Annotated in this window: 2 protein-coding genes; both read right to left on the reverse strand. The window is 73.8% G+C overall.

Annotated elements, in window-relative coordinates:
• Positions 1-34: 34 nt before the first annotated feature.
• A complete protein-coding gene (locus GTY58_RS02285; RefSeq protein ID WP_176572994.1) occupies positions 35-5545 on the reverse strand; it encodes a type I polyketide synthase in 5511 nt (1836 codons plus the stop codon).
• Between the two features lie 32 nt (positions 5546-5577).
• Positions 5578-16272 carry a type I polyketide synthase gene (locus GTY58_RS02290; protein ID WP_010981855.1) on the reverse strand — a complete coding sequence of 3565 codons (10695 nt, stop codon included), beginning with the start codon at positions 16270-16272 and terminating at the stop codon, positions 5578-5580.
• Positions 16273-16308: the final 36 nt, after the last annotated feature.

Below are 16308 nucleotides of genomic sequence, written 5' to 3' on the forward strand. Positions count from 1 at the left end.
GTTTTACGTCCTCGGTAGCAGTGCGTGAGATGAGTCAGTGGGACCCGAGCTCTTGGTCGATGAGGTCGAACATCTCGTCGTCGGTGGCGGCGTCGATCCGGTCGAGGTCGAGGTCGAAGTCGCGGTCGGTGCCGTGGCCGTCGTCGGCGGTGTTCGCCGCGGCGTCCTGATGGGTGTCCGTCCACTTCCAGAGCAGCGCCTTGAGCCGGGCGGTGATCTTGTCCCGTACCGCGTCCTGTGGGGCGAGCGCGGCGAGCTGCGCCTCCAGCCGGTCCAGTTCGCCGAGCACGGGCGGGGCCTCGGCGGTGAGGTCGAGCACCAGGTCCTTGTGGAGGAGCCGGGCGATCGCGACGGGGTTGGGGTGGTCGAAGACCAGGGTGGGCTTGAGCCGCAGCCCGGTCGCGGCCTTGAGCCGGTTGCGCAGTTCCACGGCGGTCAGGGAGTCGAACCCGATGTCCCGGAAGGCCGTGGTGGGCTCGATGCGGGCAGCGGTGGCGTGGCCGAGGGCGGCTGCCGCCTGATGGCGCACCAGGTCCAGCATGACCTTCTCCTGGTCGGCCTCCGGTATCCCGGCGAGGCGGCGGGCCAGGGCGGTGGTCCCTGCGGCCGCTGCCTCACCGGCCGCGGCGCCGGTGTCGCCGACGAGGCCGCGGAGGACGGCGGGCAGCATGCCCGCGCGGGCCATGGCGCGCAGTCCCGGAACGTCCAGCCGGACCGGCACGATCACCGGCCGGTCCACGGTCAGGGCGGCGTCGAACAGGGCCAGCCCCTCCGCCGGGCTGAACGGCACCACTCCGGCCCGCCCCATCCGGTTGCGGTCGGCGTCGGTGATCCGGTCACCCATGCCGCCGTTGTCCGTCCACAGGCCCCACGCGAGCGAGGTGCCGGGCAGGCCCGCGGCCCGGCGCTGCCGCGCCAGCCCGTCCAGGAAGGCGTTCGCGGCGGCGTAGCCCGCCGCGCCGGCGCTGCCCAGAACTCCGGCCAGGGAGGAGAAGAGTACGAACGCGGAGAGGTTCAGGTCCCGGGTCAGCTCGTGCAGGTGCAGCGCCCCGTCGGCCTTCGGCCGCAGCACGGTGTCCAGGCGCCCCGGGGTCAGGGCGGTGATCACGCCGTCGTCCAGGGCTGCCGCCGCGTGCACGACGGCCACGAGCGGGTGCTCGGCCGGGACGGAGGCCAGCAGTTCGGCGAGGGCGTCCCGGTCCGCGATGTCACAGGCGGCCACGTCGACGTGCGCGCCCAGCTCGGAGAGGGCGGCGACGAGTTCGCCGACGCCTTCGGCCGCGGGGCCCCGCCGACTGGCCAGCAGCAGTCTCCGTGCGCCGCGTTCGGCAACGAGGTGCCGCGCGAGCGATCGTCCGAGGCCACCGGTCGCGCCGGTGAGCAGCACGGTCCCCTCGGGGTCCCAGGCGTGACCGGTGGGCTCCTCGGGCGGGGTGATCCGGGCGAGGCGCGGCACGTACAGCTTTCCGTCGCGCACCGCGGCCTGCGGCTCGTCCAGAGCGGCGAGCGCCGCGGCCAGCGCCGGGTCGACGCCGCCGTCAGTGACCGTGCCGCCGTTCGTGACCGAGTCGTCCGCGTCGACGAGCAGGAGCCGGTCCGGGTGCTCGGTCTGGGCCGACTTCACCAGACCGGAGACCGCGACGTGCGCGAGGTCCAAAGCTGTGCCGTCCAGCTCGACGGCTCCGCGCGTCATCACCACGAGCCGCGCGTCGGAGAACCGCTCGTCGGCGACCCACTCCTGGACGACCGACAGCACACCGGCCAGCGCTCCGCGCGTCGCCGCGGCAGCATCGCCTTCACTCGGGGCGCACGGCAGGAGGACGTGGGCGGGCGTGGCCGCACCGCCGTCGACCGCCTTGCGGAGCGCGTCGATATCGGAGTGAACACCCTCGTCGCCGAGGACCGCCCAGTCGGCTACGGCAGCGGTGGCGGGAGCGGAGGCCGCGGTGTGCTCGACCCAGTCGATCTCGAACATCCAGTCCTGGTGCGCCACGCGCGAGGCCAGTACCTGCTGCGCAGTCATCGTCCGCGTCCGGACGGACGCGACAGAGGCGACGGGAGAGCCGTCGGCGTCGGACAGTTCGATCGCCACCGCGTCGTCGCCGACGGGCCGGATGCGGATGCGTACGGCCCCGGGCCCCGGAGTGTGCACGGACATGCCGCTCCAGGCGTGGGGCATGAGCACCTCGCCGGGGTCTGCGGCGCGGTCCGACGTCGCCATGCCGAGGGCGGCGTCCAACAGGACGGGGTGCAGGGCGTAGCGGTCCGCCCGGTCCCGCTCCGTGACCGGCAGTTCGGCCTCGGCGTACAACTCGTCCCCGGCGCGCCAGGCGGCGCGCAGACCCGGACGGCCCTCGACGTCCCCGGGTTCGGCACCCGTCGGCGGCCAGATCATCTGGTCGAACTCCGGCGCCGGAGCGTTCCGGGTGAGCTTTCCGGTGACGTGGCGGACCCACGGCTCGCCGGAGCTGCCCGCCGCCGGCCGGCTGAAGACGCGCACCGAGCGCCGGTCAGGGTCGTCGTCCGCACCGATCTGCACCTGGATGCGGACGGCGCCCTGTTCTGCCAGAACCAGCGGGGCGTCCACGTCCAGCTGTTCCAGGTACGGGAACCCGGCCTGCCGTCCTGCGGACAGGGCCAGCTCCACGAACGCGGCGACCGGGAGCACCGGCACGCCACCGACCGTGTGTTCCGCGATCCAGGGCAGGTCGGCCGGGGACAGTCGGCCGGTGAACAGCACGTCCTGCGCCCCGGCGGTCTCCACCACCGCGCCGAGCAGGGCGTGGCCGGAGGAGTCCAGGCCCGCCGAGGAGACGTCGACCGCGGTCGTGCCTTTGAGCCAGTAGCGCTCGCGCTGGAAGGCGTACGTGGGCAGGTCGACACGCAGGGCGCCGGGAAACAGCGCCTGCCAGTCCGGGGAGACGCCACGCGTGTGCAACTGCCCGACGGCGAGCGTGAGCGCCTGGGGTTCGGGGCGGTCGGTACGCAGAGCGGGAACGGTGACGATGTCCGCGTCGTCGAGGCAGCCCTGGGCGAGGGCGCTCAGGACACCGCCCGGGCCGACCTCCACGAACGTGGTCACGCCCAGCTCGTGCAGGGTCCGCACGCCATCGGCGAAACGGACCGCCTCACGGACGTGCCGGACCCAGTGCTCGGGGGTGTACGGCTCGGCCAGGCGGCCCGTGAGGTTGGAGACCACAGGAATCCGCGGCTCACCGAACGTCAGACCGCGGACAACCGCCGCGAACTCCTCCAACATCGGATCCATCAACGGCGAATGGAACGCGTGACTGACCTTCAACCGGGAGGTCTTACGGCCCTGAGCAGCAAACACCTCGGCAACCGCCATGACCGCGTCCTCGGCGCCGGAGACCACGACCGACTGAGGGCCGTTGATCGCCGCGATGCCGACCTCGCCGGTCAGGTACGGCAGCACCTCGTCCTCGGCCGCCTGCACCGCCACCATCGCGCCGCCGGCGGGCAACGCCTGCATCAACGCGGCACGCACCGACACCAGCCTCGCCGCATCCCCGAGCGACAACACCCCGGCCACGTGCGCGGCAGCAATCTCTCCCACGGAGTGACCGGCCACGTAATCCGGCCGGATGGCCCACGACTCCAGCAACCGGAACAGCGCCACCTCCATCGCGAACAACGCCGGCTGCGTCGAACCCGTCTGATGAAGCGTTTCCGCATCGACATCGACCGGCAAGTCCAACAGCGCGCACACCTCGTTGTAGGCCGCGGCGAACACGGGGTACGCCTCGTACAACTCGCGCCCCATGCCGATCCGCTGCGAACCCTGACCCGAGAACAGGAACCCGACCTTGCCCCGGTCGGCCCCGGCGCGCCCCGTCACCACCTGTGCCGCGGGCTCGCCCGCCGCGAGGGCGGTCAGGATCGCGCGCAGCTCTTCCCCGTCGGCGCCGACGACCGCCGCCCGGTGCTCCAGCGCCGAGCGGGTGGCCGCCAGCGAGAACCCGACGTCGGCCGGTGACGCGGCCGCGAGGTCCACGGACGACAGCAGTCGTTGTGCCTGCTCTCGCAGCGCCGCCCCATTCTTCGCGGAGAGTACCCACGGCACCACCGTGGTCCGGGCCCGCAGCAGTTCCTCGGCCACGCCCTCGCCTTCAGCCGTGTCATCGGCCGGGTCCCCCGCCTCCGGTTCGGGCGCCTGCTCGAGGATGATGTGCGCATTGGTGCCGCTGATCCCGAACGACGAGACCCCGGCCCGGCGAGGGTGGTCCGTCTCCGGCCACGCGATCGCCTCCGTCAGCAGGTCGACCGAGCCGACCGACCAGTCGACCCGCGGGGTCGGCCGGTCCACGTGGAGGGTCTTCGGCAGCACGCCGTGCTGCATCGCCAGCACCATCTTGATCACACCGGCGACACCCGCCGCGGCCTGCGTGTGACCGATGTTGGACTTCAGCGAGCCGAGCAGCAGCGGCCGTTCGCGCTCTTGTCCATAGGTCGCCAGCAGCGCCTGCGCCTCGATCGGGTCGCCGAGGCTGGTGCCCGTGCCGTGTGCTTCGACGGCGTCGACCTCCTCGGCGGACAGCCGGGCGCCGGCCAGCGCTTCGAGGATCACGCGCTGCTGCGAGGGGCCGTTCGGCGCGGTCAGGCCGTTGGACGCGCCGTCCTGGTTGACGGCGCTGCCCCGGACGACCGCGAGCACCTTGTGGCCGAGTCGGCGGGCGTCCCGCAGCCGCTCCACGAGCAGCAGGCCGGTGCCTTCGGACCAGGACGCGCCGTCCGCCGCCGCCGCGAAGGACTTGCAGCGGCCGTCGGGGGCGAGTCCGCGCTGGCGGCTGAACTCGACGAAGGCGCTCGGGCCCGCCATGACCGTCACGCCGCCGGCGAGCGCCATGGAGCACTCGCCGGTGCGTAGCGCCTGCACGGCGAGGTGCAGGGCGACGAGCGAGGACGAGCAGGCGGTGTCGACGGTGACCGCGGGGCCCTCGAAGCCGAAGGTGTAGGCGATGCGCCCGGAGGCGACGCTGCCGGAGTTGCCGGTGCTCATCAGCCCCTCGACCCCTTCGGGGAGGACGCCGGGCGTGAAGCCGTAGTCGTGGTACATCAGACCGGCGAAGACGCCGGTGCGGCTGCCCTTGAGGCCGGCGGGGTCGATGCCCGCGTGCTCGAAGGCCTCCCACGCGGCCTCCAGCAGCAGCCGCTGCTGCGGGTCCATGGCCAGCGCCTCGCGCGGCGAAATCCCGAAGAATTCGGCGTCGAAGTCCGCCGCGTCGTGCAGGAAGCCGCCCTGCCGGGTGTAGACCTTGCCGGGCTGCTCGGGGTCGGGGTCGTAGAGCGCGTCGACGTCCCAGCCGCGGTCCACGGGGAACTGCGAGATGGCGTCTTCGCCCTCGGCCAGCAGCCGCCACAGCTCCTCGGGGGAGCCGACGCCGCCGGGGAACCGGCAGCTCATACCCACAATGGCGATCGGCTCCTGGGCGCGGGCCTCCAGCTCGCGCACGCGCCGCCGGGCCTGGCGCAGGTCGGTGGTGGTCCGCTTGAGGTAGTCCCGGAGCTTGTCTTCGTTCATCATCGGTGTCGCCCGCCCCCTTTTGGCTGCGCAGTTCAGGAGATGCCGAGTTCGTCGTCGAGGAGCTCGTACAGCTCCTCGTCGCTCGCCGAGCTGAGGTCGTCTTCGTCCTCGGCTCCGCCGGCGCCTCCCGGATCGGCCGGCTCGTTCCCGTTCCAGCGGGCGAGCAGTGCCTGGAGACGCATGTTGATCTTGGTTCGGGTGATGTTGTCGATGCCGTCCGCTCCGGCACCGTCGAGGGCGGCACCGAGGCGGTCGAGCTCGTCGAAGACCGGCGCCGTCCCGGCCGTACCACCGGGGAGGTCTTTCAGCACCCGCTGCGCGAGCACCGCGGGCGTCGGGTGGTCGAAGACCAGCGTCGCGGGCAGCCGCAGGCCCGTGGCCTGGTTCATCCGGTTGCGGAGCTCCACCGCGGTCAGCGAGTCGAAGCCCAGGTCGCCGAAGGCCTGGTCGGGCTGGACGGTCTTGGCCGAGCTGTGTCCGAGGACGGCGGCGACCTCGGACCGGACGAGGTCCAGCACGGCCTCTTCGCGCTCGCTCTCGGGCAGGCCCGCGATCCGCTGCGCCAGCGGTACCGCGGCCGCCCGGTCCGTGCGCCGCAGCCGGCCGCCGACGAGCGCCCTGAGCAGCGGCGGCACCGGGGCGGTCGCGTTCCGCAGGGCGGCGAGGTCCAACCGTGCCGCCACCACCAGGGGCTCCTGCAGCGCGAGCGCGGCGTCGAGGAGTTCCAGGCCGTCCTCGTCGGACAGCGGCAGCACGCCGCCGCGGGCGAGCCGGGTCCGGTCGGCGCCGCCGAGGTCCTCGGTCATGGTGCCGGTGCGCTGCCACAGGCCCCATGGCAACGACACCGCGGGCAGACCCTGGGCCCGGCGGCGCCGGGCGAAGGCGTCCAGGAAGGCGTTGGCCGCGGCGTAGTTGGCCTGGCCGGGGGTGCCGAGCGTGCCCGCGAGCGAGGAGAAGAGGACGAACGCCGACACGTCACCGGCCAGCTCGTGCAGGTTCAACACCGCGTCGACCTTGGGGCGCAGCACCATCTCCATGCGCTCCGGCGTAAGCGAACCGATCACGCCGTCGTCGAGGACGCCGGCCGTGTGCACCACGGCCGTCACCGGCGTGCCGGACAGCACCTCGGCGAGAGCGTCCCGGTCGGCCACGTCGCAGGCGGCCCAGAGCACTTCGGCACCCGCGGCGGTCAGTTCCTCCTGGAGCTCCGCCGCACCCTCGGCGTCCGCGCCGCGCCGGCTCATCAACAGCAGGCTGCGCAACCCGTGTTCGGCGACCAGGTGCCGGGCGACGAGTCCGCCCAGGGCACCGGACGCGCCGGTCAGGAGCACCCTGCCGGTCCCGAAGTCCGGGGTGGCCCGCGGGGCGTCGGCGGCGGCCCTGGCGAGCCGGGGCAGCAGGAGCGCGTCGCCGCGCAGTGCCGCCTGCGGCTCCTCGGAGGCGACGAGCCGGGGGACGACCGTCGCCGCGACCTGCTCCACGTCGGCGTTCTGTTCGGTGTCGAGGAGGACGATGCGGTCCGGGTTCTCCGACTGTGCCGACCGGACCAGGCCCCACACGGCCGCCTGCACCGGGTCGCCCTGTGCCGACTCGTCGCCTGCGGCGACCGCGCCCCGGGTCACCAGCACCAGGCGGGCGGCCCGGTCCTCGGCCTGCCACCACTGGACCAGCCAGAGCACTTCGGCGAGGACGCTCCGGACCCGCTCGACATCGGTACCCGACCCGCCGGGGCAGGGGACGACGACGGCGTCCGTGTCCGCCTGCGCCCCGGTCTCCACCGTGGGGGCGGCGAGGAGGGCGGCGATGCCGTCGTAGGCCTGTACGACTGGTGTCCGCGCGTCAGCGGTGGCGGCGAGCGGTGCCCACTGCACGGTGAAAAGGGAGTCCCGGGAGCTCGGGCGCAGTTGCTCGACCGACACCGGGCGCAGCGTCAGCGACTCCACCGACACGACGGGACGACCCGTGCCGTCGGCGGCCTCCAGCCGTACCGCATCCCCGCCGACCTGGGAGAGCCGTACCCGCAGGCCGGCCGCTCCGGTTCCGTGCACCGTGACGCGGGACCACGCGAAGGGCAGCAGGGGCCCGTCGGCAGCCGGTACGAGGCCGCCCGCGCCCAGCGCGTGCAGCGCGGAGTCGAGCAGGGCCGGGTGCACACCGAACGCGTCCGTCTGCGCCAGGTCGGGGACGGCGAGTTCGGCGTAGACCGCGTCGTGGCCGCGCCAGGCGGCACGCAGCCCCTGAAAGAGCGGGCCGTAGCTCAGGCCGAGGTCCGCCATGCGGTCGTAGAAGCCGTCCAGGTCCACCGGCCGGGCGTCGGCCGGGGGCCAGTTGCTCAGGTCGGTGCCGGAGGGGGCTCCGCCGGCGGCGAGGACGCCGGTGGCGTTGCGGATCCACGGGCCGTCGTCCCCGGCTCGCGAGTGCACGCTCAACGGGCGGCGGCCGGAGTCGTCCTGCGCGCCCACGAGCACCTGGAGCGCGACACCGCCGTGCTCGGGCAGCACCAGCGGTGCCTGCAGGGTGAGCTCCTCGACCAGGTCGCAGCCGGTCTCGGCCGCGGCGTGGGCAGCCAGTTCCACGAAGGCCGTGCCCGGCAGCAGCACCGTGCCCAGCACCGCGTGGTCGGCCAGCCAGGGCTGGGCTTGCAGGGACAGCAGCCCGGTGAGCAGGTGGCCGCCGGCGTCCGGCAACTCCACCGCCGCGCCCAGGAACGGGTGGTCGGCGGCGTCCAGCCCGGCCGCTCGTACGTCACCGGCCGGAGCGCCGGCCTCCAGCCAGTACCGCTCGTGCTGAAACGCGTAGGTCGGGAGGTCGACGCGGCGCGCGCCCGGCAGGACGGCGTCCCAGTCGATGGCGACGCCGTGCACAAGGGCCTGGGCCAGGGCCAGCATCAGCCGGTTCCGTCCGCCGTCGCGGCGGCGCAGCGTCGGTACGACCGCGGCGTCCGCGTCGGCGGCCTCGATGGCATCCTGGATGCCCGCCAACTGGACGGGGTGCGGGCTGACTTCGACGAACACGTCGTGCCCGTCGGCCAGAGCGGCCCGGATCGCGTCGTGGAACCGCACCGTCTGCCGCATGTTGCGGTACCAGTAGCCGGAGCCCAGCTCGTCCGCGGCCAGCTTCCCGCCCGTCACCGTGGAGTAGAAGGGCACGGAGCCGGGGAGCGGGCTGATGCCGGCGAACCCCTCGCTCGCCTGCGCTTCGACGCGTTCGATCTGCGGCGAGTGCGCGGCGTAGTCGACGGCGACCCTGCGGGCCTGGATGGCATCCTGTTGGCAGTGAGCGAGGAATTCGTCGAGGGCGTCGGTGTCCCCGGAGACCACAACGGTGGCGGGCCCGTTCACGGCGGCGATGCCGAGGCGGCCGGTCCACCGGCCGACCAGTTCCCGCGCCTTCTCGTCCGGGAGCGTCACCGAGGCCATGGCGCCGCGGCCCTGGAGTTCGCGGACCGCAAGGCTGCGCCGCACCACGACGCGTGCTCCGTCCTCCAGGGAGATCGCTCCGGCGATCACCGCCGCGGAGACCTCGCCCTGGGAGTGCCCCACGACCGCGTCGGGGGTCACTCCGAAGGAGCGCCACACCTCGGCGAGGGCGACCGTCATCGCCCACAGCACGGGCTGCAGCACGTCGACCCGGTCCTGCTCGACCTCGGACGTGCCGCGCAGCACCGCGGTCAGCGACCAGTCCACGTGCGGCGCGAGGGCGCGCTCGCAGGCGTCGATCCGGTCGCGGAAGACCGGTGAGGTCTCGAGCAGTTTGGCGGCCATGCCCACCCACTGCGACCCCTGCCCGGGGAAGACGAAGACGGTCTTGCCGCCGGTGTGTGCGGTGCCGGTCACCACGCCGGGCGGCGTGGCACCGCCGGCGACACCGGCCAGCCCCTGCCGGAGCTCCTGAAGGGTCTGCCCGACCACCACGGCGCGGTGTTCGAAGGCCGCCCTGGTCGTGGCCAGCGAGTACGCCACGTCGGCCGCGAAGGCCGCCTCGCCGACGTCGTCCCTGTCGTTGTCGCCGTCGTGGTCGTCCAGGAAGGACACGAGGCCGGCGGCCTGCGCCTGCAGCGCGGCTTCGGTCCTGCCGGAGAGCACCCAGGGAACGGCCGCGCCGGAATCGGACGTCAGGGGCAGTTCCTCGGTCGTGGGGGCCTGTTCGATGATGGTGTGGGCGTTGGTGCCGCTGACGCCGAAGGACGACACGGCAGCACGGCGCGGGCGGTCCGAATCGGGCCATGCGACGGCCTCCGTCAGCAGCCGGACGTCACCGGCCGACCAGTCCACGTGCGGTGTGGGTTCGTCGACGTGCAAGGTCTGCGGGAGCACTCCGTGGCGCATGGCCATGACCATCTTGATCACACCTGCGACACCCGCGGCGGCCTGCGTGTGGCCGATGTTGGACTTCAGCGAGCCCAGCCACAGCGGCTGTCCTGCGGGCCGCTCCTGGCCGTACGTGGCGAGCAGCGCCTGCGCCTCGATCGGGTCGCCAAGCGTCGTGCCCGTACCGTGCGCCTCCACCGCGTCCACATCGGCTGGCTTGAGCCCGGCGGACGCCAGCGCCTGCCGGATCACCCGCTGCTGCGCCGGACCGTTCGGCGCGGTCAGACCGTTGGACGCACCGTCCTGGTTCACCGCACTGCCCCGCACGACCGCCAGCACACGGTGACCGTTGCGCTCCGCGTCCGACAGCCGCTCCACCAACAACAGGCCCACTCCCTCGCCCCAGCCCGTACCGTCCGCACCGGCAGCGAACGCCTTGCACCGACCGTCGGGCGACAACCCGCGCTGCCGACTGAACTCCACGAAAACCGTCGGGCCGGCCATGACCGTGACGCCGCCGGCCAGCGCCATCGTGCACTCGCCGTTGCGCAGCGACTGGACGGCCAGGTGCAGGGCGACGAGCGACGAGGAGCAGGCCGTGTCGATCGTGACGGCCGGGCCCTCCAGGCCGAAGGTGTAGGACACGCGCCCGGAGGCGACGCTGCCGGAGCCTCCGGTGGTGAGCAGTCCCTCGACGCCCTCGGGCAGTTGGCGCGGGCCCTGGCCGTAGTCGTGGTACATCAGGCCGGTGAAGACGCCGGTACGGCTGCCCCGGATGGTCGCCGGGTCGATCCCGGCGCGTTCGAACGCCTCCCAGGACGCCTCCAGCAGCAACCGCTGCTGCGGGTCCATCGCCAGGGCCTCGCGGGGGCTGATGCCGAAGAAGCCGGCGTCGAACTCGGCCGCCTCGTGCAGGAAGCCGCCGTCGCGCGCGTACGTCTTGCCGAGGCGCTCGGGGTCGGGGTCGTAGAGCCCGTCGACGTCCCAGCCGCGGTTGTCCGGGAACCGGGTGATGCCGTCCCGGCCGGAGGCCACCAGCCGCCACAGGTCCTCCGGCGAGCGGACCCCGCCCGGGAGGCGACAACTCATGCCGACGATGGCGATCGGCTCGTCGGCGGCGGTCGCGGTCTGCCGCGCCGCGGCCCTGGCCGTGACCGCGGGGGCCTCGCCGAGGAGTTCGGTGCCGATGTGCCGGGCGAGGGCGGCGGGGGTGGGGTGGTCGAAGACGAGGGTGGCGGGCAGGCGCAGGCCGGTGGCCGTGGCGAGCCGGTTGCGCAGCTCCACGGCCGTCAGCGAGTCGAAGCCGAGGTCCTGGAAGGCGTACGTGGGCTGGACGGCCCGGGACGAGGAGTGACCGAGCACGGCGGCGACCTCGCCCCGGACCAGTTCCAGGAGGGCCTCGTCGCGCTCGTCGGCGGCCAGACCGGCGAGGCGTTCGGCCAGGGATCCGGCGGCGGCGCGCTGGGCCGTGCCGCGTAGGGAGACGCGGACGAGTCCACGCAGCAGGGCCGGTACGGTTTCTGCCGCCCGGTTGCGCAAGGCGGCGGTGTCGAGGCGGACGGGCACGAGTACGGGCTCGTTGGAGGCGAGCGCCGCGTCGAACAGCCGCAGGCCGTCCTCGGTGGGCAGCGGCAGGACGCCGGAACGCGCCATCCGCGACCTGCCCGCCTCGTCGAGGGCGTCGGCCATGGCGCCCTCCTGCTCCCACAGGCCCCACGCCAGCGAGACCGTGGGCCGTCCCTGGGCGTGGCGGTGCCGGGCGAAGGCGTCGAGGAAGGCGTTGGCCGCGGCGTAGTTGCCCTGGCCGGGGTTGCCGAAGACGCCCGCTGCGGAGGAGAACAGCACGAACGTCGTGCTCGGGCCGGTGAGCTCGTCCAGGTTGAGCACGGCGTCGGCCTTGGGCGCGAGGACCGCGCCCACGCGCTCCGGGGTCAGCGCGGCGATCACGCCGTCGTCGAGCACGCCGGCGGTGTGCACAACCGAGTCGACCGGGGTGGCGGCCAGCAGCCGGGCGAGGGCGTCCCGTTCGGCGAGGTCGCAGGCGGCCCACGTCGCTTCGGCGCCGAGCGCCGCGAGTTCGGCCTTCAGGTCGGCTGCACCCGGGGCGTCCGCGCCACGGCGGCTGACGAGCAGCAGCCGGCGCACGCCGTGTCCGGTCACCAGGTGACGAGCGAGGGTTTTGCCCAGCGCGCCAGCGGCGCCGGTGAGCAGCACGGTGCCGAGGCGGGAGGCAGCGCCCTCGACGAGGGCCGAGGCAGCTTCGTCCGCGCGGCCGGTGACCGCGTCCTCCGTTGCCAGGGAGGCGGCGCGGGCCAGGCGCGGTGCGCTGACCTCCCCTTCGCGGACGACGACGTGGGGTTCGCCGGACAGCACGACGCCGGGCACGAGCGCGGCCGCCTCGTCCGGGCGGTCGGTTTCGAGCAGCACGATCCGGCCGGGGTTCTCCGCCTGGGCCGAGCGGACCAGTCCGCCCGCGGCGGCGTGCGCGAGGTCGTCACAGCGCGCCATCAGCACGAGGCGCGGCGTCCGGTCCTCGGCGAACCAGCGCTGAACCAGCCGCAGCACGTCGGTGCTGACCGCACGGACCCGCTCGGCCTCGGTCGCCCCTTCCGGGCCGTCGGGGCACGGGACCACGACCACGTCCGGCTGCGACGGCCCGTCGGCCTCAGCCAGAGCGGCGAGGTCCGGGACGTACGCCACCGCCGTCCCGTCCGCGTCGTCGGAGGGCAGGGTCAGCGGCGCCCGCTCGACGGTGAACATCGCGTCACCGGAGCGCTTGCGCAGCCGCTCGGCCGACACCGCGCGCAGTGTCAGCGACTCGACGGACGCCACCGGCTCGCCCGCGCCGTCGGCCACCAGCAGGGACACCGCGTCCGTACCGGCCGGTGCCAGCCTGACCCGTAGGGTGGACGCGCCCGTGGCGCGCACGGACACGCGGGACCAGGCGAACGGCAGGAGCGGCCCGTCCGCCTCGGCAACGAGGGAGCCGTCCGCACCGCCCGCGCCGATCGCGTGCAGTGCCGCGTCGAGCAGAGCCGGGTGCAGGAGGAAGGAACCGGTGTCCGTGCCGTCGGGGAGGGCGACTTCCGCGAAGACGTCCTCGCCCGTGCGCCAGGCGCTCCGCAGTCCACGGAACGCCGGTCCGTAGGCCAGGCCGAGGGCGGCCAGCCGGTCGTAGAAGCCGTCGAGGTCGACCGGCTCGGAGCCCGTCGGCGGCCACGCCGTGAGCGTCCGGTCGGCGGCCGCGGCGCCGGCCTCTTCGCTCCCTTCGGTGACGAAGCCGGTCGCGTGGCGGACCCACGGCAGGTCGGAGTCGTCCTCGGGGCGCGAGTGCACGGTCAGCGGCCTGCGGCCGGTGCCGTCGACCGCGCCGACCCACACCTGAACCGCGACGCCGCCCTGCTCGGGCACCACCAGGGGCGCTTCGAGGGTGAGGTCCTCCAGTAATGCGCAGCCGGCTTCGTCGGCGGCGCGCACGGCCAGTTCGACGAACGCGGTGCCCGGCAGCAGCGCGGTTCCGAGCACGGCGTGGTCGCTCAGCCACGGGTGCGTGCGCAGGGACAGCCGGCCGGTCAGCAGCCGCTCGTCGCCGCCGGCCAGGGATACGGCGGCGCCCAGCAGCGGGTGGTCGGCCGAGCCAAGGCCGGCGGCGCGGACGCCACCGGGAGCGGCTGGTGAGGCGTCGAGCCAGTAGCGCTCGTACTGGAAGGCGTAGGTGGGCAGGTCGACGCGGCGGGCGCCGGGGAAGAAGGCGTGCCAGTCCGGGGAGACGCCGTGCGCGTGCAGTTCGGAGACGGCGGCGACGAGTGCGACCCGCTCGGGACGGTCGGCGCGCAGGGCGGGCACGGTGACCACGTCGTCGTCCAGGCAGCCCTCGGCGAGGGCGCTCAGCACGCCCCCCGGACCGATCTCGACGAACGTGGTCACACCCAGGTCGTTCAGAGTCCGGACGCCGTCCGCGAAGCGGACCGCTTCGCGGACGTGCCGGACCCAGTACTGGGGGGTGTAGGGCTCGGCCAGGCGGCCGGTGAGGTTGGAGACCACCGGGATCTGCGGCCGGTGGAACGTCAGACTGCGGACGACCTCCGCGAACTCCTCCAGGATGGGGTCCATCAGCGGCGAGTGGAACGCGTGGCTGACCTTCAGCCGGGAGGACTTGCGGCCCTGCTGCCGGAAGGCCTCCGCGATCGCGGTGACCGCGTCCTCGGCTCCGGACACCACGACGGACCGCGGCCCGTTGATCGCCGCGATGCCGACGGCGTCGGTGAGGTGCGGCAGCACCTCGTCCTCGGTCGCCTGGACAGCGACCATCGCCCCGCCGGCGGGCAGGGCCTGCATGAGGCGGGCGCGGGCGGACACCAGCTTCGCGGCGTCGTCGAGCGACAGCACCCCGGCCACATGTGCGGCGGCCAGCTCTCCGACGGAGTGACCGGCCACATAGTCCGCCCGGATCCCCCACGATTCCAGGAGCCGGAACAGCGCCACCTCGACCGCGAAAAGTGCGGGCTGGGCGGCACCGGTGCGGTGCAGTTCTTCCGAGTCGACGTCGACCACGGCGTCCAGCTGCGCGCAGACCTCGTCGTACGCGGCGGCGAACGCCGGGTAGGACGCGTACAACTCACGCCCCATGCCCAGGCGTTGCGAACCCTGACCGGAGAAGAGGAAGCCGACGCGACCACCGGTGCCGGAGAGACCGCGCGCGACGCCCCGGGCCGGGGAGCCGGAGGCCACGGCCCGCAGCCCCTCGGCGAGTTCCGCCGGCGTCTCACCCTGGAGCACCGCGCGGTGCTCCAGGGCCGTGCGCGTCGTGGCGAGCGAGAACGCCACGTCGAGCGGGGGGACTTCGGCGTCCGTGCGGGACAGCAGGCGTTCGGCCTGTGCGCGCAGGGCCTCCTCGGTCCTGCCGGAGATCACCCACGGCACCGGTCCGCCCGCGGCCGGGCGCGCCGCCTCCGAGGCGACGGGCTCGGCGCTCTCCGCGCCTTCCTCCGGCCCTTCCGGGGCCCCGGTGTCCTGTGCGAACGCTTCGGCCGACGGGGCTTCCTCGATGATCGTGTGCGCGTTGGTGCCGCTGATCCCGAAGGAGGAGATACCGGCCCGGCGCGGCTGGTCCGACGCCGACCAGGGCGTGCGCTCGGTGAGCAGCCGTACGGCACCCGCCGTCCAGTCGACGTGCACGGACGGCGCGTCGACGTGCAGCGTGCGCGGCAGTTCGCCGTGGCGCATGGCCATGACCATCTTGATGATGCCCGCCACGCCGGCTGCGGCCTGGGTGTGGCCGATGTTGGACTTGATCGAGCCCAGCCACAGCGGCTTGTCGTCGGGACGGCCCTGCCCGTACGTCGCGAGCAGCGCCTGCGCCTCGATCGGGTCGCCCAGCCGGGTGCCCGTGCCGTGCGCCTCCACCGCGTCGACCTGTGCGGTGGTCAGCTGGGCGGCGGCCAGGGCCTGGCGGATCACCCGCTGCTGGGAGGGGCCGTTGGGGGCGGTCAGGCCGTTGGACGCGCCGTCCTGGTTGACGGCGGAGCCCCGGACGACCGCAAGGACCTCGTGCCCGTTGCGGCGGGCGTCCGAGAGGCGCTCCACGAGCAGCAGGCCGGCGCCCTCGCCCCAGCCGGTGCCGTCGGCACCGGCCGCGAACGGCTTGCAGCGGCCGTCGGGTGCCAGTCCGCGCTGGCGGCTGAAGCCGACGAAGGTGGCGGGGCCGACCATCGCGGTGACACCGCCCGCCACGGCCAGCGAGCACTCGCCGTTGCGCAGCGACTGGACGGCCAGGTGCAGGGCCACCAGGGACGACGAGCAGGCCGTGTCGACCGTGACGGCCGGGCCTTCGAGGCCGAAGGTGTAGGCCACGCGGCCGGAGGCGACGCTGCCCGAGGTGCCCGTCCCCAGGTAACCCTCCAGGTCCTGCGGGGAGTTCTGGAGGGCGGCGAGGAACTCGTGGTTCATCACGCCGGCGAACACGCCGGTCCTGCTCCCCGCCAGCGAGGCGGCATCGATTCCGGCCCGCTCGAAGAGCTCCCACGACGTCTCCAGCAGCAGCCGTTGCTGGGGGTCCATCGCGAGCGCCTCGCGGGGCGAGATCCCGAAGAGGCCGGCGTCGAACCGCGCGAGGTCGCGCAGGAACGCGCCCTCGCGGGCGTAGCTGGTCCCGCGGGACTCCGGGTCCGGGTCGTAGAGGGCGTCCAGGTCCCAGCCGCGGTCGGCGGGGAACTCCGAGACGGCGTCGCGGCCGCCTGCGACCAACTCCCACAGATCCTCGGGCGAGTCGACCCCTCCCGGGTAGCGGCAGCTCATCCCGATGATGGCCACCGGCTCCCCGGCGGCGTCCTCGTAGTCACGAAGGCGCCGCCGGGTCTCCTGGAGATCTGCGGTGACTCGCTTCAGGAAATGGCGGAGCTTGTCCTCGTTCGCCACCGAAATCGTCCCTCACCCCTGTGAAGACTTATGGGA

Source organism: Streptomyces sp. SID5469, assembly GCF_009862865.1.
In the GTDB taxonomy this organism is placed as follows: domain Bacteria; phylum Actinomycetota; class Actinomycetes; order Streptomycetales; family Streptomycetaceae; genus Streptomyces; species Streptomyces avermitilis.

Bases quoted from the DNA above. Each gene is read 5' to 3' on its own strand.
- GTY58_RS02285 (WP_176572994.1), bottom strand. From the start codon at position 5,545: ATGATGAACGAAGACAAGCTCCGGGACTACCTCAAGCGGACCACCACC.